Source organism: Streptomyces sp. NPDC052225, assembly GCF_040679615.1.
Lineage (GTDB): Bacteria > Actinomycetota > Actinomycetes > Streptomycetales > Streptomycetaceae > Streptomyces.
On sequence record NZ_JBFAVD010000020.1, the window covers coordinates 25,613 to 49,968 of the forward strand.

Sequence of the window (24,356 nt, forward strand, 5' to 3'; positions counted from 1 at the left end):
ATGGGTGGCCCCTACGGGGGTCATCAATGCGGGCGGCAAGCCCTTACCACGTACCCGTCACCGTGTCTGCGTCGTTCTGAACCTACGACGGGTGCGCACGGCAGCAAGCCGTAACCTAGGCCCCCCGTAGACCCCCGGAGGAAACGTTGGGCAGCAGAGGCAGGCGCCGCGCCCCGGCGCGCCGCAACACGAACGCCGTCGTGATCGGCGCAGCCGCTGTCGTCGCCGTCGTCGGGGCCGGCGTCGGCGCCTACGCCCTGATGGACAGCGGCTCCGGGGCCTCCGCGTCGGCGGACGAGAAGCCCAAGGTCAAGACGGGACCGCCCGCCGCCAAGGAGGTCCGCACCGCCGCCGACCGGTTCCTGACGGCGTGGCAGTCCGGGGACGTGGCGAAGGCGGCGTCGTACACGGACGACGCGGCCGCCGCGAGGACGGCGCTGACCGGCCTGACCAAGGACGCCCACCTCACCGACGTGAAGCTCACGCCGGGTACGAGGTCGGGCGCCAAGGTTCCCTTCCACGTCACGTCCACGGTCTCGTACGAGGAGAAGGGCGGCAGCAACAACAAGCTGAGCAAGCCGTTCGTGTACGACTCCGCGCTCACCGCCGTGCGTCGCAAGAACGACGGGAAGGTGCTCGTGTCGTGGCAGCCGTCCGTCGTGCACCCGGAGTTGAAGGACGGCGACAAGCTCGTCACCGGTGAGGCGGGCGATCCGCCGGTCAAGGCGGTGGACCGCAACGGCACGGAGCTGGACACGAAGAAGTACCCGTCGCTCGCCACCGTCATCGACGGGCTGCGCGAGAAGTACGGCAAGAAGGCGGGCGGCACCGCCGGCGTCGAACTGCGCATCGCCCGCAAGGAGTCGTCGAAGAAGGGCAGCACCGAGAAGAACGCGCTGCCCGACAAGACCCTCGTCACCCTCTCCGAAGGCACCCCGGGCACCGTCAGGACGACGCTCAGCCCGACCCTCCAGGCCGCCGCCGAGAGCCAGGTCGCCGCGCGCAAGCGGGCCTCGGTCGTCGTGATCCGGCCGTCGACCGGCGAGATCCTGGCGGTGGCGAACTCCAGCCCCGGCTTCAACACGGCGTTCCAGGGCTCGCTCGCGCCCGGCTCCACGATGAAGGTCATCACCTCGTCGCTGCTCCTGGAGAAGGGCCTCGCGAACGTCAACAAGGCGCACCCGTGCCCGAAGTACTTCACGTACGGGCACTGGAAGTTCCAGAACGACGACAAGTTCGAGATCAAGAACGGCACGTTCAGGACGAGCTTCGCGGTCTCCTGCAACACGGCCTTCATCAGCCAGGCGCCGAAGCTGGAGAACGACTCGCTGACCAAGCAGGCGCAGCAGGTGTTCGGGCTCGGGCTCGACAACTGGGCGATCGGCGTGCCGAGCTTCGACGGGGCCGTGCCGGTGCAGTCGCAGGCGCAGATGGCGGCGTCGCTGATCGGGCAGGGCGGGGTGCGGATGAACCCGCTGAACATGGCGTCGGTCGCGGCGACCGTGAAGGACGGCACGTTCCACCAGCCGTACCTGGTCTCGCCGGACGTCGACCACCGCACGCTCGCGCACGCGTCGCGCTCGCTGTCCGCCAAGACCCTCGCGGATCTGCGGGAGTTGATGCACTACACGGCGGTCGCGGGCACGGCGGTGAAGCCGATGTCCGGGCTCGGCTCCGACATGGGCGCGAAGACCGGTTCGGCGGAGGTCGACGGGCAGAAGGAGCCCAACGGCTGGTTCACGGCGTACCGGGGCGACCTCGCGTCGGCGGCGGTGGTGCAGGCGGGCGGGCACGGCGGTGACTCGGCGGGCCCGGTCGTCCGGCAGATGCTGCTCGCCGGCGGCTGACTTCCACCCGTCGATACGCGGTCGCGTGGGCGGTACACGGAGGATTAGCGTGCCGCCCATGACTTCTCCCGAAAGTGCGGCCCATCCCCGGTTCGCCGAGGCCGTGACCGAGCTCGGTCTGGCCGAACTCCTGCCGCGCGTGCGCCGCTTCCCCGAAGCGACCCGCACCGCGCAGGAGGCGGCGGACGCGATCGGCTGCGAGCTGAGCGCCATCTGCAAGTCCCTGGTCTTCGCGGCGGACGGCGTGCCGGTCCTCGTCCTGATGGACGGCGCCTCGCGCGTCGACGTCGAGCTGGTGCGGCGCGAGCTGGGCGCCGAGAAGGTGACGCGGGCGAAGGCGGACGTGGTGCGGGAGTTCACCGGGTACACGATCGGCGGCATCCCGCCCTTCGGGCACGCGAACAGGACGAGGGTCCTCGCGGACAGATCGCTGTTGAACCACGCCACGGTGTGGGCGGCGGCCGGAACCCCGTACGCGGTCTTCCCGATGGAGCCCAAGGAACTGATCGCGCACGCGGGCGCCGCGCTCGTGGACGTCCGCGAATGACCCCGATAGTCACCGCGGCGGTGCTGCTCGCCGCGGTCACCCACGCCTCCTGGAACGCGCTCGCCCACCACATCACCGACAAGCTCGTCGGCTTCACGCTGATCGGCGGCGGGGCGACGCTCATCGGCCTGCTGATGGCGCCGTTCGTACCGCTCCCCGCGGCGGGCGCCTGGCCGTATCTGGTCGTGTCCGCCCTCATCCACATCGTCTACTACGTGCTTCTGATGGCGTCGTTCAAGCTCGGCGACTTCGGGCAGGCGTATCCGATCGCGCGCGGCACGGCGCCGCTCGTGGTGACGGTGCTCGCCGCCGTGTTCGTGGGCGAGGTGCCGGGCGGCTGGCAGGCGGCGGGGGTCGCCGTGTCGTGCGCGGGTCTTACGGGTCTTGCGCTGTGGGGTCTACGGGGTTCAGGGCGGCGCCCCGACTGGAAGGCGCTCGGGGCGGCGCTGGCGACCGGGTTCTCCATCGCGGCGTACACCGTCGTGGACGGTGTGGGGGTACGCGCGTCGGGCTCGTCCATGGGGTACATCGTGTGGCTGATGATCCTGGAGGGCCTTGCCGTACCCGCGTACGCGTGGTGGCGCTGGCGGGGTCGATTCGGCGCGCAGCTCAAGCCGTTCGCGGCGGTCGGGCTGCTCGGCGCCGCGCTGTCCATGACGGCGTACGGGCTCGTCCTGTGGGCCCAGACGCGGGCGGAACTGGCCCCGATCTCGGCGCTGCGGGAGTCGTCGATCATCGTGGGCGCGGTGATCGGGGCGGTGTTCTTCAAGGAGCGGTTCGGGGCGCCGCGGATCGTGGCGGCCGGTGTGATGGTGGCGGGGATCGGGCTGATGCTGCACGCGGGGTGAGCCCGTCGTGCCGGATTCAGTCGGCGATGCCTTTGAAGCCGGTGTTGACCGCGGTGATGCCGCCGTCCACCGGCAGCACCGCCCCCGTGATCCACGCGGCGTCCCGCGACGCGAGGAAGGCGACCGCCGCCGCGATGTCCTCCGGCTCCCCGACCCGGCGCAGCGGGTACAACTCCCTTACGTCGTCCGGGTTCCGGCCCCGGTCGGTCCAGGCGGGGGTGCGGACGGTGCCGGAGGCGACGAGGTTGACGCGGACGCCGCGCGGGCCCGCGTGCCCGGCGAGCGTGCGGGTCAGCGAGACCAGGCCGGCCTTGGCGGCGCTGTACGCGTGGCAGCCGAAGTCCTGAAGGCCGTTGACGGACCCGACGCTGACGATCGCGCCCCGGCCGGAGGCGACGAGGTGCGGCAGCGCGGCGCGGGCGCAGCGGTAGGCGCCGGTGAGGCTGATGTCGAGGTCGCGGGCCCACGCCTCGTCGTCCTCGTCCTCGAAGAGCGGGGCGTCGGGGTGGCAGGCGTAGGCGTTGTTGACGAGGACGTCGAGCCGTCCGAAGGTGTCGACGGCGTGCGCGACGGCGGCATCCACGGAGGCCCGTTCGCCGACGTCGCAGACGAACTCCACGGCCCGGTGGCCCAGTTCACGCATTCCGGCCGCGGTCTTGCCCGCCGCTTCCTCATCGACATCGGTCACCAGGACCTGCGCACCTTCGGCGGCGAGACGGTGCGCGACAGCGGCGCCGATACCCTGCCCGGCGGCGGTGACCAGGACTCCGTACCCCTCGAAACGTGTCATGGCGGGGACGCTACCCGGGGGAACCCCGAGGAACGCCTAGGGGTTGCGTGCGGGCCCGACCAGGGTGGTTCCGGAGGGAGTCGGGGGGCCGCGTCGCCAGGATCATCACATGACCTCATCCCGCGCAGCCACACTCACCGCACCCCGCACCGCCTACCTCGTCGGGCCGGTCCTGTTCGGCGCCTACGGTGTGATCCGCCTGCTCGACGGCCTCGACGACGTACGCGGCCCGGGGCTCGCCTGGACCACGGGCCACCTGTGCTTCCTGCTCGGACTCCCCTTCTTCGTACGGGGATTCGCCGCGATGCGGTCGACGGCGGGGCGGCGCGACCGGTGGGCGGCGGCCGGATTCTGGGCGGCGGTGGCGGGAGCGATCGCACTCACCGTGCAGTTCGGGGTGGACATCGTGACGGGCCTGATGGCCGCCGACCACGCCGAAATGGCGCGCCTGTCCGACGACTTCGGGGCGCTGCCCGGCGCGGAGCTCGCGTTCTACGCGATCGGCCCGATGCTCTTCTTCGTCGGCCAGGTGGTCCTGGCCCTGCGCCTCGGCGCACTGCGCAAGCTGCCGCTGTGGTCGCCGTGCCTGGTCTTCGCAACGTCGCTGCTGCCGTTCGCGAGCAAGGACCTGATGCCGTTGGGTGCCGTGCTGCTTCTCCTCGCCTACGCCCCGCTGTGGCGCCCGAGCGCCTCCCGCACCGCCCTGACCAGGGCCTGAGCGCGAGGGTCTGCGGTGACGCCCTTCTGCATGCCGTTGGTGACGTAGCCGAACGCGATGCCGGACTCCGGGTCGGCGAACCCGAGGGCGCCGCCCCGGCCCGGGTGCCCGAACGAGCCGGGACCGAGGAGCGGGGAGGCGACGCCGTGGAGCATGTAGCCGAGGCCGAAGCGGGAGGGGACGACGAGGACGCGGTCGGTGCCGGAGGAGACTTCGGCACGGGCGGCGCGAAGCGTCTCGTCCGTGAACAGGCGTGCACGGCCCGGGAGTTCACCGATCAGCCCGGCATAGAAACGAGCGAGCCCTTCGGCGGTGCCGATGCCGTTCGAACCGGGGAGCTGGGCGGCGCGGTACACCGGGTCGTTCTCGTCCGGCGACGGGGTGATCGCCCCGAAGGCGCGGCGGGTGAGCGACTCGGGGTTCGTGTACGCCTCGGCGATGCCGCGCTTGGGGCGGGCCCGCAGACCGCCGGGCGGGGCGGGCGCCTCGACGGGTCCGACGCGGCCGACCCGGTGGGCCTGCGCGTCCGGGAGCCCGATCCACAGGTCGGCACCGAGCGGCCCGGCGATCTCGTCGGCGACGTACGCCCCGAGGGTCCGGCCGGTGACGCGGCGCACGAGTTCGCCGGTGAGCCAGCTGTACGTCTGCGCGTGGTAACCGTGGTCGGTGCCCGGCGCCCACTCCGGCGCCTGGGCGGCGACGGCCGCGGCGCCGACATCGAGGTCGGCGGCCTCGGCAGGGGTCAGCGGCCGGTCGAGGGCGGGCACCCCGACCCGGTGCGCGAGCACGTCCCGAACGCGGGCGTCCTCCTTGCCGTGGGCCTTGAACTCGGGCCAGTAGGAGGCGACGGGAGCGTCGAGATCGAGCAGCCCGCGCTGATGGAGCAGCAACAGGGCAGCAGCGGAAACGCCCTTGGTGGCCGACCGCAGAATCTGCGCGGTCCCGGACTCCCAGTCCGGCCCGCCGTCGGGGTCGACATCGCGCGACCCCCCGTAGAGCTCGACGACCTTGCGCCCACCGCGATAGACGACGACTCCGGCGCCGCGCTCCCCACGGCCGTCGAAGTTCGCGGCGAAGGCGCCCCGCACGCCTTCGAATCCTTCGGCTACCTGTCCCTGTATGTGCACAGGGAAGAGAACAAGCCGCCGGACCCGAGGATTCCCGGGACGTGCGGCCCCCGGCCGTGCAGGCATCATGCTCCCCATGACCGAACCCACGAACCTGCCGGACGGCTCCGCGCGCGTCCGCAAGGCCCGCCCCGAGGACCTCCCCCGCGTGGCGGAACTGGCCGCGGAACACGCCGCGTACGAAAAGGCGACGCCCCCGGCCCCGGGCCTGGCGGACCGCCTCTCGACCCTCCTCTTCGGCACCCCGGCCCCGCGCCTGCGCTGCTTCGTGGCGGAACTCTCCGGTACGGGCCTGATCGGCTACGCCACGTGCGCCCCGGAACTGTCGACGTGGGACGGCGCGGAGTACCTCCACATGGACTGCCTGTTCCTCGAGAACGGCCACCGCGGCCTTGGCCTGGGCCCCCAACTCGTGGAAGCGGTCAGAGCGGAGGCCGAGGCCCTGGGCCTCACCGAGATCCAGTGGCAGACGCCACCGTGGAACGAGGGCGCGATCCGCTTCTACGACCGCTTGGGCGCGACGGCGAAGGAGAAGCGCCGGTACACGCTGCGGACCGGCGCCTGACGGGGCCGGGGCCCGTGCTGTTCACTTCCGCAGGGTCCGCAGCCTGACAGCGGCCGCGTTCCTGACCCGCTTGGTGCGGCCTCGCCGGGAAAGGAGGTCCAGTAGCGGCGGGTCGGTCCTCTGCTCGACCATTCTTCGCTGGAGCCAGTCAGACCACTCATCGGGGTCGAGCTCCCCTTCAAACTCAAGGGGAGAGTTCAACGTCCGCAGGTCCTGGGACCTGCGCTGTGCGACATCCCGGCCCCGCTCGAAGGCCAGCACTCGGATCCACGACTCGTGCTCGTCCACCGGCAGCCGTTCCAGCATGCGCAGCACGGCCGATGAAGCGACAGCCGGATCGGGTTCGGCCTCCAGGTCCTTCTTCAGGGTCGCCCACGCGTCCGGCGATGCCATCGCCGTCCGATAGCAGGACCAGCGGACATGCTCATCCCCGCTGTCGGCCGTCACCGGCCGGTCCACCGCAGCGTCATGTCCGGCAACCCCTCCATGTTCCCCCGCCCGTCCCCCACGTCGATGACCTGGAAACCGTGATGGGCGTAGAACGCACGCGCCTCGGTGTTCTGCTGGAAGACGTGCAGGGAGAGGCCGGTCGGGCTGTGGCGGCGGGCCTCGGTGAGGAGGCGGGTGCCGAGGCCCTGGCGGCGGGTGTCCGGGCGCAGGTAGAGGTGGTCCAGCATGTCGCCCTCGACGGCGGCGTACCCGAGGATCTCCGCGTCGCGCTCCGCCACCCAGACCCGGCAGGCGGGGAGGACCGCGTGCTCGATCCATTGGGTGACCTGCGCGTGGTCGTGGGCCGGCGGCGGGAGATACGGCATCGTGGCCGCGCGCGAGTCCAGGTGGACGCGCGCGATCTGCGGCGCGTCCGCCACCGTCGCGAGCCGGATGGTCGTCGCGCCGTCACGGGCACCGTCATCGCTCATGACAGCGAACCTAGCGTTCCGGGCCGGGAGAGTTCACCGGAACCGTCGGTCGTCCGGGCAGGCCCTCCGCGTGGGCCCGTGCGGTCACCGCCCTGGCTTCGGCTGTGGATCATCGCCATCAGCAGCCGGTGGGTCTCGTCGTCGGCGGCTGCCACAAGCCCGCGGCCCCCCTCACCGAGGGGAGCGCCATCGATCCCGGTGACCACGCAGCCGGCGGCCCGGCACAAGGCGATGCCGGCCGCGAAGTGCACGCTCGTGGAGAGGTCGCCGCCGTCGGTGACGTACGCGGCGCGCTTACCGGCAGCCACCCAGGCCAGCGCCAGCGTCGTGGACACGACGCGCGGCCGGAACCGTTCGACGAACTCGGGGTGGGCCAGCAGATCCACGCCCCGGAACCCCGGCGCACTCGGGAACGGCCGGTCCAGGTTGACGTCCACCAGCCGGGTGGCGGCCGTGGGCGTCAGCGGTGCGTCGTCGGCCCCGTCGCGCCGCACCCAGGCCGTCTTCCCATCGGTGACGAAGACCTCGCCGCCGAACGGATCGGCCACGGCTGCCGCCCCGTCGCGCAGCGCCACGTTGACGGCCACCAGCATGGTGCCGACGGCGTAGTTCAGCGTGCCGCACAGGGGGTCCACCAGCCACTGGCGCGCGGCGTCGGCGGCGCCGTGCTGCCCGCCTTCCTCGCCGAGCACCGCGTCATCGGGCCGTGCGGCACGGAGGACGCCGAGGATCGCCTCCTCGGCCTCCACATCGGCGGCGGTGGCGAAGTCCCCCGCACCCTTGTCGATGCGGTCGAGCCGCCGGCCGTACAGGGCGCGGACCACGTCCGCACCGGCCTGCGCCCCGGCTGCCGCGACGGCGGCATCGCCGGAACGCGCGTATGAGTTGCTCACGCCGTGCAGACTATCGAGGCGAAAACCAGCGTCCCCGGCGCCCCTTGCAGGGCAGGGAGCCGGCTCAACTCGCCTGCCCCGCAACCGACTTCGGGTCGAATCCGAACGGCAGCTCAAGACGGTGCGCCCCCATCAGCTCCGCGTCGGCGAGCAGGTCACCGGTCGGGCCGTCCGCCGCGATGACGCCGCCGCTGAGGATGAGGGAGCGCGGGCAGAGTTCGAGGGCGTACGGGAGGTCGTGCGTGACCATGAGGACGGTGACGTCCAACGAGCGCAGGATGTCGGCGAGTTCGCGGCGCGAGGCCGGGTCGAGGTTGGAGGACGGCTCGTCCAGGACGAGGATCTCCGGCTCCATCGCGAGCACCGTCGCCACCGCGACGCGGCGGCGCTGCCCGAAGGAGAGGTGGTGCGGGGGCCGGTCCGCGAACTCCTCCATGCCGACCATGGAGAGCGCCGTGCGGACCCGCGCCTCCAGCTCCGGCCCCTTCAGCCCCGACGCGGCCGGGCCGAAGGCGACGTCCTCGCGGACCGTCGGCATGAACAGCTGGTCGTCCGGGTCCTGGAAGACGATGCCGACCCGGCGCCGGATCTCCGCCATGTGGGCCTTTTCCACGGGCACGCCCGCCACGGTGACCGTGCCGGCGCCGCCCGTGAGGATGCCGTTGAGGTGGAGGACGAGGGTCGTCTTGCCGGCGCCGTTGGGACCGAGGAGCGCCACCCGCTCCCCCTTGGCGACGGAGAAGTCCACACCGAAGAGGGCCTGGTGGCCGTCGGGGTAGGCGAAGGCCAGACCCGAGACGGCAAGAGAAGGGGGAGGAGCAGGGGCGGGAGCAGAAGTCGTCACAGGGTCCATCCCATCAGGCACACCACGAAAGCCGCGAGCGGCAGCGTCAGCGCGTACGACCACTGCGCCCGCGACGCCGTCACCTCGTCGATCACCGGCATCGAACCCGCGTAACCGCGGCTGACCATGGCGAGGTGCACGCGCTCGCCGCGCTCGTAGGAGCGGATGAAGAGGGCGCCCGCGGACTTCGCGAGGACGCCCCAGTGCCGTACGCCCTTCGCCTCGAAGCCGCGCGACTCCCGCGCGATCTTCATCCGGCGCATCTCGTCGGTGATGACGTCGCCGTAGCGGATCATGAACGAGGCGATCTGGACGAGGAGCGGCGGCAGCTTCAGGCGTTGCAGGCCGAGGAGGAGTTCGCGCAGTTCGGTCGTCGAGGCGAGGAGGACCGAGGCCGCCACGCCGAGCGTGCCCTTGGCCAGCACGTTCCACGCGCCCCACAGCCCGCTCTCGCTCAGCGACAGGCCGAGGACCTGCACCTTCTCGCCCTCCGCGACGAACGGCATGAGCACCGCGAACGCGACGAACGGGATCTCGATCAGCAGCCGCTTCAGCAGGAAGCCCGCCGGGACGCGGGCCGCGTACGCCACCGCGCCCAGCAGCACCGCGTACAGCGCGAACGCCCACATCGCCTCGCGCGGCGTGGAGACGACCACGACCACGAAGGCGAAGACGGCCGCGAGCTTCGTGTGCGGGGGCAGGGCGTGGACCGGGGACTGCCCGGCCCGGTAGAGACGGTGTGCGTGGCCCGCTCCCATGTCAGGCCACCGGCTCCTGCGCCCGGACCTCGGTCGAGGCCGCGTCGCTCGTACGGCGCCTGCGCAGCGCCCAGAAGACGCCCGTCCCGGCGACGACGGTCACGCCGACGCCGATGACGCCCGCGAGGCCCCCGGAGAGCCGCGAGTCGGTGATGTTCTTGACGCCGTAGTCGGCGAGCGGGGAGTCGGCGGAGGCGTGTTCCTTCGCCGTACGGTCGATGCCCTCGTCGTGGGCGACCTTCTCCAGGCCGTCCGGGTTGGCGGAGGCGTAGAAGGAGACGAAGCCGGCCAGGACGAGGGACGTGACCAGGCCGATCACCCACACCTTGCGGTGCGAGCGCGCGGCGACGGCGGCCGGGGCGGCGGCGGGCGCGTCGACGAGTTCGCCGCCGACCTTCAGCTTCAGCGGCTTCGTCAGGCCGCGTGCCCCGTGGACCAGGTCGGGCCGGACGGCGACGACCGCGCCGACGGTGAGCGCGGTGATGACCGCCTCGCCGATGCCGATCAGGACGTGGACGCCGACCATCGCGGTGGCGACCTTGCCGATCGAGACGTCGGTCGTCCCTCCGATGGCGTAGACGAGGGTGAAGACGATCGCGGCGGCCGGGACGGAGAGCAGGGCCGCGACGAAGGACGAGACCGTGATGGAGCGGCGGCTGCGCGGCAGCACCTTCACCAGGCCGCGGAAGACGAGGTAGGCGACGACCGTCGTGGTGATCGCCATGTCGGTGATGTTCACGCCGAGGGCCGTCAGGCCGCCGTCGGCGAACAGCACACCCTGCATCAGGAGCACCACGGAGACGCAGAGGACCCCGGTGTAGGGGCCGACGAGTATCGCCGCGAGCGCGCCGCCGAGGAGGTGGCCGCTGGTGCCCGCCGCCACCGGGAAGTTGAGCATCTGGACCGCGAAGATGAACGCCGCGACCAGTCCGGCCAGCGGTGCCGTGCGCTCGTCGAGCTCGCGGCGCGCGCCGCGCAGGCTGACGGCGACGGCGCCCGCGGCGACGACACCGGCGGCCGCCGAGACGGGGGCGTTGATGAATCCGTCGGGTACATGCATGGCAGGGCACTCCGGCGAGGCGATGGACGGCGGGCGAACCGTTCGATGATAGTGCCTTGTTGCGAATAGCTTGCAAGAGCGCCTCGGCGCTAATTGAGCACGGGCGGCCGACGGAAACCCTGGCCCACATAACACCCCATATGGGACATTGGAGAACATGAGCGCCACCGAGCCGTCCGCCGAGCCCGCTGTCGACGCGCCCGTCCCCGCGCCCGTCGAGGCGCCCGTCGAGCAGTACGCCCGCGCCCGTGTCGTCACCGACTCCCCGGACGCGGCCCGTGCCGTCCCGGTGATCCTGCGTTACGACGGTCAGGTGCGCGTCACGCTCCCCGACGCCGGCGAGTGGGTCTTCCCGCGCGACCTCCTGGAGCGCGGCCTGCGCGCCCCCGTCTCCGGCGGCGACATCAGGATCTGGCCGTGCGGCCGGGTCCAGGCGGTCATCGAGTTCCACCGGCACGCGAACGGGCACGCGAGCGGGGCGACGGTCGTGCAGTTCGACGTGAAGGCGCTGATCCGCTTCCTGCGTCGTACGTACACGGCCGCCGCCCCGGCAACTGCTCAGCGCGTCACGCGCTGACCAGCTCCTTGTCGCCGTCGGTCGCCGGCGCGTGCCGGGCGAGGCCCTCGCCCTCCACGTCGACGTTCGGCAGCAGGCGGTCCAGCCACTTCGGCAGCCACCAGGCCCTCTTGCCGAGCAGCGCGAGGACGGCCGGCACGATCGTCATGCGGACGACGAACGCGTCGAAGAACACGGCGATGGCCAGGCCGAAGCCGATCATCTTCACCATCTGCTCGCTGGAGCCGATGAAGCCCGCGAACACCGCGATCATGATGATCGCCGCGGCCGTGACCACCCGCGCCCCGTGCCGGAACCCGGTCACGATCGCCTGCGCGGGCCGCTCCCCATGGACGTACGCCTCCCGCATCCGGGTCACGAGGAACACCTCGTAGTCCATCGCGAGGCCGAAGACGACACCCACCATGAAGATCGGCATCATCGACATGACCGGGCCGGTCTGCTCCACGCCGAACACGGATCCGAGCCAGCCCCACTGGTAGACCGCGACGACGGCGCCGAGCGCGGCGAGCACCGAGAGCAGGAAGCCGAGCGCGGCCTTCAGCGGGACCAGGACCGACCGGAAGACGACCATCAGGAGCAGGAAGGCCAGGCCGACGACGAGTGCCAGATACGGCACGAGCGCGTCGTTCAGCTTCTGCGAGACGTCGATGTTCATGGCGGTGGCGCCGGTGACGGACAGCTCCGCGCCGGTGTCCGCCTTGATGTCCTTGCCCTCGTCACGGATGGCGTGGACGACGTCCTCGGTGTCGACCGACGACGGCTTGTACTTCGAGACGACGCTGATGATCGCCGTGTCACCGGCCTTGTTGAACGTGGCCGGGGCGACGGCCGCGACGCCGTCCGTGTCCTTGATCGCGGTGACGACCCGGTCGACGGCGGCCTTCGGGTCGGCCGCGCCCTTGGCGTCGACGACCGTCATCAGCGGACCGTTGAAGCCCGGACCGAAGCCGTCCGACAGCAGGTCGTACGCCTTGCGCTGGGTGGTGTCGGTGGGCTGGACGCCGTCGTCGGGCAGGCCGAGTTCGAGCGAGGCGACCGGTACGGCGAGCGCGCCGAGGCCGATGACACCGGCGACGAGGACGAGCACCGGGCGGCGCAGCACGAAGCGGGCCCAGCGGGTGCCCATGTTCGCCTTCGCCCCGACGGTCTTCTCCACCGCCTTCTCCGCAGAAAGGGAAGCGGCTGCCTTTCGGGCCTTGCGGCCGTGCACCCGCTTGCCCGCGTAGCCGAGCAGCGCCGGGATCAGGGTCAGTGCGATGAGCACCGCGATGGCGACCGTGCCGGCGGCCGCGATGCCCATCTTCGTCAGCATCGGGATGTTCACGACGGCGAGGCCGACCAGCGCGATGACGACGGTCAGGCCGGCGAAGACGACGGCCGACCCGGCGGTGCCGACGGCCCGGCCCGCGGCCTCCTCTCGCTCACGGCCCTCGGCCAGCTCGGCCCGGTACCGGGAGACGATGAACAGCGCGTAGTCGATGCCGACCGCGAGGCCGATCATCATGGCGAGGGTCGAGGTGGTGGTGCCGAGGTCGAGCGCGTTGGCGAGCGCCGTGATCGACGAGACGCCGATCCCCACGCCGATGAGCGCGGTCAGCAGCGGAAGCCCGGCCGCGATCAGCGAGCCGAAGGTCACGACGAGCACGACGGCCGCGACCGCGATGCCGATGATCTCGGTGGCGCCGGTCTCCGGCATGGCCTGGAGCGCGTCACCGCCGACCTCGACGGTGAGCCCCGTCTCCTCGGCCTGGTCGATGACCTTCTGGAGTGCGTCCCGGTCGGCGTCGGTCAGCTCCATCGAGGAGACCTTGTACGAGGCCGAGGCGTAGGCGATCGTGCCGTCCTTGCTGACCGTCTTCGCGGCGAACGGGTCGGCGACGGACGCGACCTGCTTCGAGCTCGACTTGATCGCGGAGACGGTGTCCTTGATGTCGGCCTTGTTGGCCGCGTCGGTGAGCTTCTCGCCGGCCGGGGCCTTGAAGACGACGCGCGCGGTGGCGCCGTCGGCGGCGGACCCCGGGAAGCGCTGGTCGAGCAGGTCGAAGGCCTTCTGGGCTTCGGTGCCCGGGATCGAGAAGGAACTGGAGGCGGCGGTCGGCGCGGAGGCCGCGCCCACGCCCGCGAGCGTGAGCAGCGCCACCCATATCAGCGCGACGAAGTGCCGTCGGCGAAAGGCGAGTTTGCCGAGTTTGTAGAGGAACGTGGCCACGAGGGCGTACTCCCGGGTTGTCGAGGCAGGGGGCATCGCCCGACGGCGGAGCGGTCGCGTCAGGTCAACTGGTGGAGCTGGTGGAGCTGATGAAGGAGTTACGCGCTGAGGGCGGGGAGGACCACAGCGTCGATGTACGCGATGAGGTAGGCCCGGGTGGGCGGCAGCTCGTCGATGAGCGTGCGGGTGGCGAACGCGCCGATGAGCATGTGGATCACATACTCGAGCGCCGGGTTGTCGGCCCGGATCTCGCCTCTGTCGATCGCCCGCTGGAGCATCCGGTCGAGACCGGACAGCTCGGGGGCGACGATCCACTCCTTGAAGGCGGCGAGCAGATCGGGGTTGGCGTGCACGGCCACCATCAGGCCGCGCATCAGCGCGCTGTTCTGCTCCATGTGACAGTCGTCGTCGCGGACGGCCATCGCGTGCAGATCACCGCGCAGGGTGCCGGTGTCGATCTCGTCGAACTGCGGCTTCTGGCTCCGCAGCGCCTTCACGACCAGCTCGGCCTTGCCGCCCCACTGGCGGTAGAGCGTCGCCTTGCTGGACCGGGTCCTGGTGGCCACGGCGTCCATCGTCAGGGCGTCGTAACCGACCTCACGGAGCAGGTCGAGCACGGCCCCGTACAGCTCGGCCTCGCGCTCGGGCGTGATCCGGCTGCGTCGCGTCACCGCTTCTGCGGCCATGACCCGCACCTTCCTCTCCGTGTCCGTACGCCCTGAAACATACCCCTCCCACTAACGAAACGAAACCGTTTCGTACGTGGCAAGCGCCACATCCCGAGCCGACCCCCGGTTGCCGGACACCTCGTCGCGGAAAAGCATGAGGAGGTGACCGAGGACGCAGAGACCCAGGCCTACCTACGATTCCCGCACCTCAGCGGCGACCGCGTCTGTTTCGTGGCGGAGGACGACCTATGGGTCGCCCCCCTGGACGGCTCCGAACGCGCCTGGCGCCTCACCGCCGACCGCACCAAGATCGGACACCCGCGCTTCGCCCCCGACGGCCGCCACATCGCGTACACGACCTGGCGCAGCCTCGACCCGGAGATCCACCTGGCGCCGGTCGACGGCGGCCCGGCGCGCAGGCTCACCTACTGGGGCAGCGCCGACACCCAGGTGCGCGGCTGGACCCCCGACGGGCACATCCTCGCCGTCGCCTCGCACGGCGAACCGTTCTCGTACTTCACGTTCGCCTACGACCTGCCCACCGACGGCTCCCCCGGCGGCAAGCTCCCCTGGGGCCCGGTCTCCGACATCCAGATCGCCGACATCGACGGCGAGCGGCGGACGCTGCTCCTGACCGGTACGCCGCCGCACGAGCCGGCCGCCTGGAAGCGGTACCGGGGCGGTGCGCAGGGCCGCCTGTGGGTGCACGGGCAGCGGATCCTCGCCGACCTCGACGGGCACCTCGACGCCCCGATGTTCGTCGGCGGCCGGATCGCGTTCCTCTCCGACCACGAGGGCGTGGGCAACGTCTACTCGTGCCTGCCCGACGGCTCCGACCTGACCCGGCACACCGACCACGACGCCTTCTACGCCCGGCACGCCGCCGGCGACGGCAGCCGCATCGTCTACCAGTGCGCGGGCGACCTCTGGCTCCTCGACGGCCTCGCCCCCGACGCCCGCCCCACCAAGCTCCACGTCCGGCTCGGCGGCCCGCGCACCGGGCGCCGCAGCTACCAGGTGCCGGCCGCGAACCACATCGACTCGCTCTCGGTCGACGAGACGGGCCGGGCCAGCGCGGTCGTCGTGCGCGGCAGCCTGTACTGGCTGACCCACCGCGACGGCCCGGCCCGCACCATCACCGACACCCCGGGCGTGCGCGTGCGGCTGCCGGAGATGCTGGGCTCCGGCGGGCAGGTCGCGTACGTCACCGACGCCGAGGGCGACGACGCCATCGAGATCGCCTACCTGCCGCGCGCCAGCGGCGACCGCGAGCCGCGCCGCCTCGCCTCGGGCGGGCTCGGCCGCGTCCAGGAGCTGGTCGCCGACCCCGACGGCGAGCGCCTCGCCATCGCCTCGAACGACGGCCGCCTCCTCCTGATCGACGCGACCGAGGAGTCGAACGGCGAGGTCACCGAGTTGATCCGGTCCACGAACGGGCCCGTGCGCGACCTCGCCTTCTCGCCCGACGGCGCCTGGCTGACCTGGGCGCACCCCGGCATCGGGCGTTCCCTGCGGCAGATCAAGATGGCCCGTATCAAGGACCGCACGATCGTCGACGTCACCAACGGCCGCTTCGAGGACGAGAACCCGGTCTTCACACGCGACGGCCGCTACCTCGCGTTCCTGTCGTGGCGCGGCTTCGACCCGGTCTACGACGTGCACACCGGGGACCTCTCCTTCCCGCTGGGCTGCCGCCCCTACCTCGTACCGCTCTCCTCGGCCACCCCCTCCCCCTTCGCGCTCTCGCCCGACGGGCGCACGGCCGCCGGCGGTCTCGACCCCGGCGAGGGCACCGGTGACGGCACGCCGACCGTGGAGATCGAGGGCCTGGCCAACCGCGTCGTGCCGTTCCCGGTCGCCGCGTCCAAGTACTCGGCGCTGCACCCGGTCTCCGGCGGCGGCCTGGTCTGGCTGCGCTGGCCGATCTCGGGCGCGCTCGGCGAGACGTTCGCCAACCCTGCCGACACGTCCTCGCAGCCGACCCTCGAACACTTCAACCTGGCCACCGGCAAGAAGACCCAACTCGTCGTCCACATGGACTGGTTCGCGGTCAGCGGCGACGGCACCCGGCTCGTCGTCGGCGACGAGGGCGACCTCCAGTCGGTGCCGTCCACCGAGGCCGGCGACAACGACTCGACCGTCTGGATCGACCTGCGCCGCATCCTGCACGAGGCCGATCCGCCCGCCGAGTGGCGCGGCGCGTTCGACGAGGCGGGCCGCATCATCCGCGCCTACTTCTGGGCCCCCGACATGTGCGGCATCGACTGGGACGGCGTCCTCGACCAGTACCGCCCGCTCGTCGAACGGGTCGCGTCCCCCGACGACTTCGCCGATCTGCTGCGCGAGGTCCTCGGCGAACTGGGCACCTCGCACGCCTACGTCTCCGCCGCCCGCCGCAACGAAGGCCCGCCGCACTACCAGCGCGCCCAGGGCCTGCTCGGCGCCAACTTCGTCTGCCGTGACGGCAATTGGGCCATCTCGCGGATCCTGCCCGGCGACTCGTCCGACTCCAAGGCCCGCTCCCCGCTGGCCGGCACCGGCATCCGCGAGGGCGCGGTCCTCACCCACGTCGACGGCCGCCCGGTGGACCCCGTCACCGGCCCGTTCCCGCTGCTCGCGGGGTCCGGCGGCACGACGGTGGAGCTGACCTTCACCCCCGCCGAGGGCGAGGGCCGCCCCCGCCGCGTCGCCGTCGTCCCGCTCGTCGACGAACGCCCGCTGCGCTACCAGGACTGGGTCGCCAAACGCCGGGCCGTCGTACGGGAGTTGAGCAACGGCAAGTGCGGCTATCTGCACATCCCCGACATGGGCGGCTCCGGCTGGGCCCAGTTCAACCGCGATCTGCGCATGGAGGTCTCGCGGCCCGCCCTCATCGTCGACGTACGAGGAAACGCGGGCGGCCACATCAGCGAGCTGGTCATCGAGAAGCTCACCCGGAAGATCATCGGCTGGGACCTGACCCGGAACGCGCAGGCGGTGTCGTACGCGTCGAATGCCCCTCGGGGCCCCGTCGTCGCCCTGGCCGACGAGGCGACGTCCTCCGACGGCGACATGATCACCGCCGCGTTCAAGCTGCTCGCGCTCGGCCCGGTCGTCGGCCAGCGCACCTGGGGCGGCGTCGTCGGCATGACCGGACGGCACACCCTCGGCGACGGCACGGTGATCACGGTGCCGATGAACGCGGCCTGGTTCCCCGAGTACGGCTGGTCCATCGAGAACCGGGGCGTCGACCCCGACATCGAGGCGCTGCGCACCCCGCTCGACTGGGCGGAGGGCCGGCACGCACAGCTCGACGACGCGGTGGAGCTCGCCCTGAACCTGCTGAAGGAACAGGGCGCCCTCGACCCGCCGGACTACTCGGACGTACCGGACCGTCGCCGCCCGAAGCTGCCGCCCCGGTAAGGGAGTTCACGGGCCAAAGGGAGTTCACAGGCCGAGCCGGAGGGAGTTCACAGGCCGAGGGGAAAAGCAACCGACCCCCGCCCGGCGTCCCGGGCGGGGGTCGATCACGTGAAGACGGACGGACGCGCGGACGCCGTCAGGAGTCCTGGTCGAACCTGTCCTGCGCGTCCTGGGCGGCCTGCTTCGCCTGGTCCTGGGCCTGCGAGCCGCGCTCGCCCGCCTCGTCCCTGGCCTGCTGCGCGCGGTCGCTCGCCTGGTCCTTGCCGCCGCTCGCGGCGTCCTTGGCCTTGTTGGCGAGCTCTTCGCCCTTGTCCTTGAACTGGTCCATGATGCCCATGCTGGTCACTCCTGTAGTGGGTGAGGGGATCGGGCCTCGACCAGCCTGACATGCCCGGACATTCATCGCATTTCGATCAATAACTGACCGTATCGGGGTGCCAAAACCGCAGGTCAGTGCAGTCGCGCCGACTCGTCGGCCGACCCGCCGGCGCCCACGAGACCCTTCGGCACGGACCCGAGCCGCGGCTCGAACCGCTTCATCTCGCGCTGCCCGACCGCCCCGATCACGCCGGGCAGATAGCCGCGGATCCCCTGCATCCCGCGCAGCCACCACTGCGCGTACACATGCGACGACCGCCGCTCGATCCCCGCCACGATCCGGTCGACGGCCGGGCCCAGCGGGTACGTCTTGTTCGACGGCCACGGAAGGCGCTGGCGCAGCTCGCGCATCACGTCGTCCTGGTCGGCGCCGCGCACCATGTCCGTGTCGGTCCACGACAGATAGCCGACGCCGACCCGCACCCCCTTGTAGCCGACCTCGGCGCGCAGGCTGTGCGCGTACGCCTCGACGCCCGACTTCGACGCGCAGTACGCGGTCATCATCGGGGCCGGGGTGATCGCGGCGAGCGACGCGATCTGGAGCAGGTAGCCGCGCGATTCCATGAGGACGGGGAGGAAGGCGCGGGCGGTGACGGCGGAACCGATCAGGTTCACCTCGATGACCCGGCGCCAGGCGACGGGGTCGGAGTCCACGAAAGGACCGCCGGTCGCGACGCCCGCGTTCGCGACGACGATGTCGACCTTCCCGAACCGCTCCTTCACCTCCCGCGCGACCTGCGCCATCGCCTCGTGGTCGGTGACGTCGGCGTGCCACCAGTCGGCGTCGGAGTGCAGCCGGCCCGCGACCTGCTTCAGCTCGTCCGGCTCCAGGCCGACCAGCGCGATCTTGGCGCCGCGCGCCGACAGCTTGCGGGCGAGCAGCTCGCCGACCCCGCGCGCCGCGCCCGTGACGACCGCGACCTGACCTTCCAGACTGACCCTGCTCATACGACATCAGCCCCCTTCTGAGAGTTCACGTCCGCGTTCCTCACGTACGTGTCGGACAGTTCACGGATCACCGCGGTGACCGCTTCCGGCGCTTCGACCGGCGTCATGTGGCCCATGCCCGCGAGCTCGGTCAGGCCCACGCAGTTCGGCAGCGCGGCGGCGATCCGCCGGGCGTGCACGACGGGCGTCATCCGGTCCACGGTCCCGGCGACCACGGCGACCGGCATCGTCAACTCCGCTACTCCCGCGTCGAGCTGGAGGAGTTCAAGGACGTGCGACCAGCCGTGCCGCACCCCGCGCGGGCAGGCGTGCACGATCCGGGCGCACGCCTCGACCTTCTCCGGCGACGAACCCGGCCCCATGGTCGCGAACCTGAGGACCTTCTTCGCGACGGGGGTGACCGGCCCGAGCGGCGCCTTCGACCCGAGGACCGACCTGGTCAGCCGGGTGCGCAGCGCGCCCGCGCGCAGCAGCGGCACGACGGTCGCCTCGGCGACCAGCGCCGAACTCCCGGTGCTGCACAGCAGCACGGCGGCCGCGTGCTCGCGGAAGGCGGGGCGCCCCGCCGCGGCCATCATCGTCATGCCGCCCATGGAGTGCCCGCCGAGCACGGCCCGCTCCCCCGGCTCCAGGGTCGCACCGAGCACGGCCTCCAGGTCGTCGGCCAACATGTCGGTGGTGTAAGGGAGTTGGGCGGCGGCGGGGCTGCGTCCGTGCCCGCGCTGGTCGTACACGACCACCCGGTGGTCGGTGGCGAGGGCGCGGATCTGCGCGGCCCAGAAGGCGGTGGAGCAGGTCCACCCGTGCGCGAGGACCACCGCCGGGGCGCCCTCGGGCCCGTGCACCTCGACGTGCAGCCGCGCCCCGTCCGCCGAGGTGACGGTCAACTCCCGTGCGGCGGCGGGAGGTTCGTAGGGACCACCGGTCACCTGTGTCAGCCTGCTCACGCGGCACCTGCCTTCTTCTTCGTACGGTCAGGAGTACGGCCAGGGGTACGGGGACGCTGCTCCGGCACGGCGGGCGCGCGCACCACCACGTACTCGCCCACGTCCACATGGCGGGTGGCCTGCCGGAACTCGGTGGTGGTGCCCGGCCAGACGGTGGTGTTCACACCGTTCGCGTCGAGGTACCAGCTGGTGCAGCCGCCGGTGTTCCACACGGTGCGCTTCATCCGGTCCTGGACCCGGTTGTTCCAGCCGGTGACGGCGCTCTCGCGCGGGTCGAGGGCGACCCGGCCGCCGAGGACGTCCAACTGCCGCATGTAGTCGGCAAGATAGTTCAGCTGGGCCTCGATCATCAGGATCATCGAGGAGTTGCCGAGGCCGGTGTTGGGCCCGATGACCGTCATGAAGTTCGGGAAGCCGGTGGCGGTCGCGCCGCGCAGCGCCTTCATCCCGTCCTTCCACGACTGCATCAGCGTCTGCCCGTCGGCGCCGACGACGCGGTCCGCGATCGGCATGTCGGTGACGTGGAACCCGGTGCCGAAGATGATCGCGTCGACCTCGGCCTCGGTCCCGTCGGCCGCCACGAGGGTGTTCCCGCGGATCTCCTTGAGGCCGGACGCCACGAGGTCGACGTTGGGCTGGGCGAGCGCCGGATAGTACGTGTTGGACAGCAGGATCCGCTTGCAGCCGATCCGGTAGTCGGGGGTGAGCTGGGCCCGCGTCCTCGGGTCCTTGATCGCCCGGTACATGTTCCGCTTGGCGAGCTGCTCGACCAGGCCCAGTTCGTTGGGCCGCTTGGTGAACGCCTGGACCTGCAACTCCCTGATGCCCCACAGGAGTCCGCGCCGCGCCTGCGTCGTGACCGGCAGCCGGCGGTGCAGCCAGCGCTCGGCCCTGGTGATGTTCCGGTCGGCGCGCGGCATCACCCACGGCGGCGTGCGCTGGAACAGCGTGAGCGAGCCGACCTCCTTCTGGATCGCGGGCACGATCTGGATGGCGGACGCGCCCGTGCCGATCATGGCGACGCGCTTGCCGCGCAGGTCGTAGTCGTGATCCCAGCGCGCGGAGTGGAACACCTTGCCGGGGAACGTGTCGAGCCCCTCGATGTCCGGCATCTTCGGGTCGGACAGCGGCCCGGTGGCGGACACGACGACATCGGCGGTGAGCGTCCCGCCGCTGGTCTCGATCTCCCACCGCACGTTCTCCGCGTCCCAGCGCGCCTGCGTCACCTCGCAGTTGAACCGGATGTGCGGTCGCAGCCGGAAGGTGTCGGCGACATGCTCCAGGTACTCGCGGATGCGCTCCTGCCCGGAGAAGGTGCGCGGCCAGTCCGGGTTCGGCGCGAACGAGAACGAGTACAGGTGCGAGGGCACGTCGCACGCGCACCCCGGGTAGCTGTTGTCGCGCCAGGTCCCGCCGACCGCGTCGGCCCGCTCCAGGACCACGAAGTCGGTGATGCCCTCACGGCGCAGCCGGACCGCCGCACCGAGCCCGCCGAAGCCGGACCCGATCACCGCCACCCGTACATGCTCGTGCTCCAGCTCAGTCATCCCGGCGCCTCCCTAGCCGCACGACCCTGCCAGTGAACACTGGCGCAATTCGGAGAGTAGAGCAGCTCCCTACCGATGGGTAGGGGGCAGGCGGAGGAAAGTTACCGCCAGTACGACATAGGCTCCACGCGTGGCGAAAGAAGCAGCGGACCCCCGCGACAAGCGGCGCGAGTACCGCATGGAGGACCTGGCGAAGGCGGCCGGCATCACGGTCCGCACCGTGCGCTTCTACCGCGAACGCGGCCTCATCAAGCCCCCGCGCCGCGAGGGCCGCATCGCCTGGTACGACGAGACGCACCTGGCCCGCCTGCACACGATCGCCGCACTCCTGGAGCGCGGGCACACCCTCAACGGCATCGTGGAACTCTCCGAGGCGTTCGACCGCGGCCGCGACGTCGCCGAACTCCTCGGCCTCGGCGAGCCCACGGAGGAGGTCCCGGTCCGCCTGACCGCCGCCGAACTCGCCGACTACTTCTCCGACGACGTCACCCCGGAGAACCTCCAGGCCGCCCTCGACCTCGGCTACCTCGGCACCGACGGCGAGGAGATCGTCCACATCAGCCGCCGTCTCCTCGACGTCTCGGCCGCCCTGGTCCGCGAGGGCATCCCGCTCTCGGAAGTCCTCGCGGCCGCATGGACCGTACGCGAACACGCGAACGCCCTGGCCACCCTCTTCACCGACCTGGTCCTCGCCCACGGCGACGAGAAGGACGTCCAGCGCCTGCGCCCGCTCGCCCGCTCGGTGGTGGAGGCGGAGCTGTCCATGGCCCTGGACCGCAAGATCACCCCACCGTCGAAGCCCTGAACCAGCGCGCCTTGTAGATCCCGCCGCCGACCAGCTCGTACGCGCTCTCGGGCCGGTGCACGCTCACCGTGGTCGTCCACCAGGTCTCACCGAGCCCCTTCTCCGGCACGGTGGTGACGACCTGCCCCGTCCGCGGATCGTCGCCGACACACTTCACGGACTTCCGCGCGATCCGGTCGGCCCCCGCGAAGTCCTGCGCGAAGAGCCCCGTCCCGATGTCGTACTGGAACACGGACGCACTCGTGCTCACCCACATCCGCCCCGGCCGCCCCGCCACCGGGAACAGATCGTGCCCGCCCGCCGACTTCCCCGGGACGGCCACCGGCAGCGGCACGGCGAACCGCCGCACGAGGGCGGGCCGCACCCGTGTCCCGCCCACCCCATAGGCCACCAGCTCGTCGTCCCCCATGGCCCACAGCACGCCCCGCTCACGGTCCCAGTGCAGCCCGTGCGCGCCCTTCAACTCGGCCTCGCCGTAACGCCGTTCATGCGGCCCGAGCGAGGCCGCGTACAACCGCACCCGCGCCCCCGTGCTGCACGCGACGGCGACGTTCCCGTCGGGCAGCATCTCGGCGGTGTGCGGATTGAAGAGATCGTCACCGGGCCCGACGGCCGTGGCCCAGTACCTGCGCCCGGACGGATACTCGACGACCCCCACGAACCCGAACGACGCCGTGGTCAGCAGAAACGTCCGCCCGCGGTACCGCCGCGCCTTCGCCTCGCTCGGATACACCCAGCTCTCATCGGCCCGCGTGTCCCGGTACCGGGCGTCCCCGACCGGCGAGAACGCCCACTTCACGACCTCCGGACGGGCCGCCGGATCCCACACCCGCACCCGCGGGTCCAGCACGAGGATCCGCTTGCTCGCCTGCTCGGTGAGCAGCACGGGCGGCACCCCCGCCCCGTCGCCCGCCGCTTCCCCCACGCCCCCGAACGCGAGCGCGGCCCCGGCACCGGCGGCCCCCAGCAGTACGCCACGACGCGTAGGAACACGGAAATCCTGAGACACGAAATCCCCCCGTACGACCGGCAGTCGACCGCGAACTCCTCATGTACGCGATGCGAAACTGCCATGCCGCACGGGGGGATGTAAGCCCTCTGCGGGACTTTGTGACGGCCTACTCGTAGACGACGGTGACCGGCGCGTGGTCCGACCACCGCTCCTCGTGCGTGGCCGCCCGCTCCACGAACCCCTTGATCGCCCGCCCCGCGAGACCGGGCGTGGAGACGTGATAGTCGATCCGCCACCCCGTGTCGTTGTCGAACGCCCGCCCGCGGTACGACCACCACGAGTACGGCCCCTCGACGTCCGGGTGCAGCGCCCGCACGACGTCGACGTAGCCGCCGTCGTTCGCGTCGAGGACGCGGCCGAGCCACTCCCGCTCCTCGGGCAGGAACCCGGAGTTCTTCTTGTTGCCCTTCCAGTTCTTGAGGTCGGCCTCCTGGTGGGCGATGTTCCAGTCGCCGCAGACGACGACCTCGCGACCGTCGGCGGCAGCGCGCTCGCGCAGACCCTTCAGGTAGCCGAGGAACTCGCCCATGAACCGGATCTTCTCGTCCTGCCGCTCGGTCCCGACCTCACCGGAGGGCAGATACAGGGACGCCACCGTCACGCCCGGCAGATCGGCCTCCACGTACCGGCCGCTGCCGTCGAACTCCTCCGACCCGAACCCGACCTGCACCCGCTCCGGCTCGCGCCGCGTATAGAGGGAGACACCGGCCCGCCCCTTGGCGCCGGCCGGCGCGTGCACGACGTGCCAGCCCTCGGGCTCGCGCACCTCGTCGGGCAGCTGCTGGGGTTCCGCCCGCACCTCCTGGAGGCACACGACGTCGGCGGAGGTCTCGGCCAGCCACTCCACGAAGCCCTTCTTGGCGGCGGCCCGCAGCCCGTTCACATTCACACTGGTCACAGTCAGCACCCGGCAACGGTACCGGCACACTGGACAACTCAGTCG

At 71.6% G+C, this 24,356-nt stretch carries 24 protein-coding genes; 8 read left to right on the plus strand and 16 right to left on the minus strand.

From position 1 onward, the window contains the following. Positions 1-260 precede the first annotated feature (260 nt). The 3 genes from AB0L37_RS26310 to AB0L37_RS26320 are packed head-to-tail and all read left to right on the plus strand — an operon-like array spanning position 261 to position 3,242. Positions 261-1,847, plus strand: coding sequence for a penicillin-binding transpeptidase domain-containing protein (locus AB0L37_RS26310; protein WP_365510500.1), 1,587 nt, complete (start codon positions 261-263; stop codon positions 1,845-1,847). Between the two features lie 58 nt (positions 1,848-1,905). Beyond that, positions 1,906-2,394, plus strand: a complete 489-nt coding sequence (locus tag AB0L37_RS26315; protein WP_365510181.1) for a YbaK/EbsC family protein — start codon at positions 1,906-1,908, stop codon at positions 2,392-2,394. After that, positions 2,391-3,242, plus strand: coding sequence for a DMT family transporter (locus AB0L37_RS26320; RefSeq protein ID WP_365510184.1), 852 nt, complete (start codon positions 2,391-2,393; stop codon positions 3,240-3,242). The genes AB0L37_RS26315 and AB0L37_RS26320 overlap by 4 nt, the downstream gene beginning before the upstream one ends. A 16-nt stretch (positions 3,243-3,258) precedes the next feature. On the opposite strand, the gene AB0L37_RS26325 is transcribed toward AB0L37_RS26320, so the two are convergent. Continuing rightward, positions 3,259-4,032: an SDR family NAD(P)-dependent oxidoreductase gene (locus tag AB0L37_RS26325; protein ID WP_365510187.1), complete on the minus strand. Its 774-nt coding sequence runs from the start codon at positions 4,030-4,032 to the stop codon at positions 3,259-3,261. A 109-nt stretch (positions 4,033-4,141) separates the two neighbouring features. Between AB0L37_RS26325 and AB0L37_RS26330 the strand changes: the two genes are divergently transcribed. Next, on the plus strand, positions 4,142-4,750 hold the full coding sequence (locus tag AB0L37_RS26330; RefSeq protein ID WP_365510190.1) for a hypothetical protein: 609 nt from the start codon (positions 4,142-4,144) through the stop codon (positions 4,748-4,750). Here AB0L37_RS26330 and AB0L37_RS26335 read toward each other — a convergent pair. After that, positions 4,696-5,877, minus strand: a complete 1,182-nt coding sequence (locus AB0L37_RS26335; RefSeq protein ID WP_365510193.1) for a serine hydrolase domain-containing protein — start codon at positions 5,875-5,877, stop codon at positions 4,696-4,698. The genes AB0L37_RS26330 and AB0L37_RS26335 overlap by 55 nt on opposite strands. A gap of 76 nt (positions 5,878-5,953) precedes the next feature. Between AB0L37_RS26335 and AB0L37_RS26340 the strand changes: the two genes are divergently transcribed. After that, positions 5,954-6,442 (plus strand): GNAT family N-acetyltransferase, encoded by a 489-nt coding sequence (locus tag AB0L37_RS26340; RefSeq protein ID WP_365510195.1) that lies wholly within the window; start codon positions 5,954-5,956, stop codon positions 6,440-6,442. Between the two features lie 21 nt (positions 6,443-6,463). Here AB0L37_RS26340 and AB0L37_RS26345 read toward each other — a convergent pair whose 3' ends face one another. The 6 genes from AB0L37_RS26345 to AB0L37_RS26370 all read right to left on the minus strand — a co-directional run bounded on the left by AB0L37_RS26345 (position 6,464) and on the right by AB0L37_RS26370 (position 10,917). After that, positions 6,464-6,889 carry a hypothetical protein gene (locus AB0L37_RS26345; protein ID WP_365510198.1) on the minus strand — a complete coding sequence of 142 codons (426 nt, stop codon included), beginning with the start codon at positions 6,887-6,889 and terminating at the stop codon, positions 6,464-6,466. After that, the gene (locus AB0L37_RS26350; protein ID WP_365510201.1) at positions 6,886-7,362 is read right to left on the minus strand and encodes a GNAT family N-acetyltransferase; all 477 of its coding nucleotides are present in this window, start codon (positions 7,360-7,362) and stop codon (positions 6,886-6,888) included. The genes AB0L37_RS26345 and AB0L37_RS26350 overlap by 4 nt, the downstream gene beginning before the upstream one ends. Further along, on the minus strand, positions 7,359-8,255 hold the full coding sequence (locus AB0L37_RS26355; protein WP_365510204.1) for an inositol monophosphatase family protein: 897 nt from the start codon (positions 8,253-8,255) through the stop codon (positions 7,359-7,361). Before AB0L37_RS26355 ends, AB0L37_RS26350 begins: the two co-directional genes overlap by 4 nt. A gap of 64 nt (positions 8,256-8,319) precedes the next feature. Then, the gene (locus AB0L37_RS26360) at positions 8,320-9,108 is read right to left on the minus strand and encodes an ABC transporter ATP-binding protein (RefSeq protein ID WP_365510207.1); all 789 of its coding nucleotides are present in this window, start codon (positions 9,106-9,108) and stop codon (positions 8,320-8,322) included. Continuing rightward, on the minus strand, positions 9,096-9,857 hold the full coding sequence (gene cbiQ, locus AB0L37_RS26365; protein WP_365510210.1) for a cobalt ECF transporter T component CbiQ: 762 nt from the start codon (positions 9,855-9,857) through the stop codon (positions 9,096-9,098). Before cbiQ ends, AB0L37_RS26360 begins: the two co-directional genes overlap by 13 nt. Position 9,858: 1 nt before the next feature. Beyond that, positions 9,859-10,917, minus strand: coding sequence for an energy-coupling factor ABC transporter permease (locus AB0L37_RS26370; protein ID WP_365510213.1), 1,059 nt, complete (start codon positions 10,915-10,917; stop codon positions 9,859-9,861). A 157-nt stretch (positions 10,918-11,074) separates the two neighbouring features. On the opposite strand from AB0L37_RS26370, the gene AB0L37_RS26375 reads away from it, so the two are divergent. Beyond that, complete coding sequence (locus AB0L37_RS26375) at positions 11,075-11,494, plus strand: SsgA family sporulation/cell division regulator (protein WP_365510216.1); 420 nt, start codon at positions 11,075-11,077, stop codon at positions 11,492-11,494. On the opposite strand, the gene AB0L37_RS26380 is transcribed toward AB0L37_RS26375, so the two are convergent. Together AB0L37_RS26380 and AB0L37_RS26385 are read right to left on the minus strand one after the other, a co-directional pair. Continuing rightward, positions 11,484-13,706 (minus strand): MMPL family transporter, encoded by a 2,223-nt coding sequence (locus AB0L37_RS26380; RefSeq protein ID WP_365510218.1) that lies wholly within the window; start codon positions 13,704-13,706, stop codon positions 11,484-11,486. The genes AB0L37_RS26375 and AB0L37_RS26380 overlap by 11 nt on opposite strands. 98 nt (positions 13,707-13,804) lie before the next feature. Next, a complete protein-coding gene (locus tag AB0L37_RS26385; RefSeq protein ID WP_365510220.1) occupies positions 13,805-14,392 on the minus strand; it encodes a TetR/AcrR family transcriptional regulator in 588 nt (195 codons plus the stop codon). Between the two features lie 144 nt (positions 14,393-14,536). Between AB0L37_RS26385 and AB0L37_RS26390 the strand changes: the two genes are divergently transcribed. Beyond that, positions 14,537-17,776, plus strand: a complete 3,240-nt coding sequence (locus tag AB0L37_RS26390) for a S41 family peptidase (protein ID WP_365510223.1) — start codon at positions 14,537-14,539, stop codon at positions 17,774-17,776. 136 nt (positions 17,777-17,912) lie between these two features. On the opposite strand, the gene AB0L37_RS26395 is transcribed toward AB0L37_RS26390, so the two are convergent. The 4 genes from AB0L37_RS26395 to AB0L37_RS26410 all read right to left on the minus strand — a co-directional run bounded on the left by AB0L37_RS26395 (position 17,913) and on the right by AB0L37_RS26410 (position 21,596). Next, complete coding sequence (locus tag AB0L37_RS26395; protein WP_365510226.1) at positions 17,913-18,113, minus strand: hypothetical protein; 201 nt, start codon at positions 18,111-18,113, stop codon at positions 17,913-17,915. Positions 18,114-18,226: 113 nt separating this feature from the next. Further along, positions 18,227-19,102, minus strand: coding sequence for an SDR family oxidoreductase (locus AB0L37_RS26400; RefSeq protein ID WP_365510229.1), 876 nt, complete (start codon positions 19,100-19,102; stop codon positions 18,227-18,229). Then, complete coding sequence (locus tag AB0L37_RS26405) at positions 19,099-20,049, minus strand: alpha/beta hydrolase (RefSeq protein WP_365510232.1); 951 nt, start codon at positions 20,047-20,049, stop codon at positions 19,099-19,101. Before AB0L37_RS26405 ends, AB0L37_RS26400 begins: the two co-directional genes overlap by 4 nt. After that, positions 20,046-21,596, minus strand: coding sequence for an NAD(P)/FAD-dependent oxidoreductase (locus tag AB0L37_RS26410; RefSeq protein ID WP_365510235.1), 1,551 nt, complete (start codon positions 21,594-21,596; stop codon positions 20,046-20,048). Before AB0L37_RS26410 ends, AB0L37_RS26405 begins: the two co-directional genes overlap by 4 nt. 130 nt (positions 21,597-21,726) lie before the next feature. On the opposite strand from AB0L37_RS26410, the gene AB0L37_RS26415 reads away from it, so the two are divergent. Next, entirely contained in the window at positions 21,727-22,401 is a 675-nt protein-coding gene (locus tag AB0L37_RS26415) for a MerR family transcriptional regulator (RefSeq protein WP_365510238.1), read from the plus strand. On the opposite strand, the gene AB0L37_RS26420 is transcribed toward AB0L37_RS26415, so the two are convergent. Both AB0L37_RS26420 and AB0L37_RS26425 read right to left on the minus strand, forming a co-directional pair. Next, positions 22,379-23,326, minus strand: coding sequence for a DUF6528 family protein (locus AB0L37_RS26420; RefSeq protein WP_365510241.1), 948 nt, complete (start codon positions 23,324-23,326; stop codon positions 22,379-22,381). The genes AB0L37_RS26415 and AB0L37_RS26420 overlap by 23 nt on opposite strands. A 193-nt stretch (positions 23,327-23,519) precedes the next feature. Then, on the minus strand, positions 23,520-24,320 hold the full coding sequence (locus AB0L37_RS26425) for an exodeoxyribonuclease III (RefSeq protein ID WP_365510244.1): 801 nt from the start codon (positions 24,318-24,320) through the stop codon (positions 23,520-23,522). Positions 24,321-24,356: the final 36 nt, after the last annotated feature.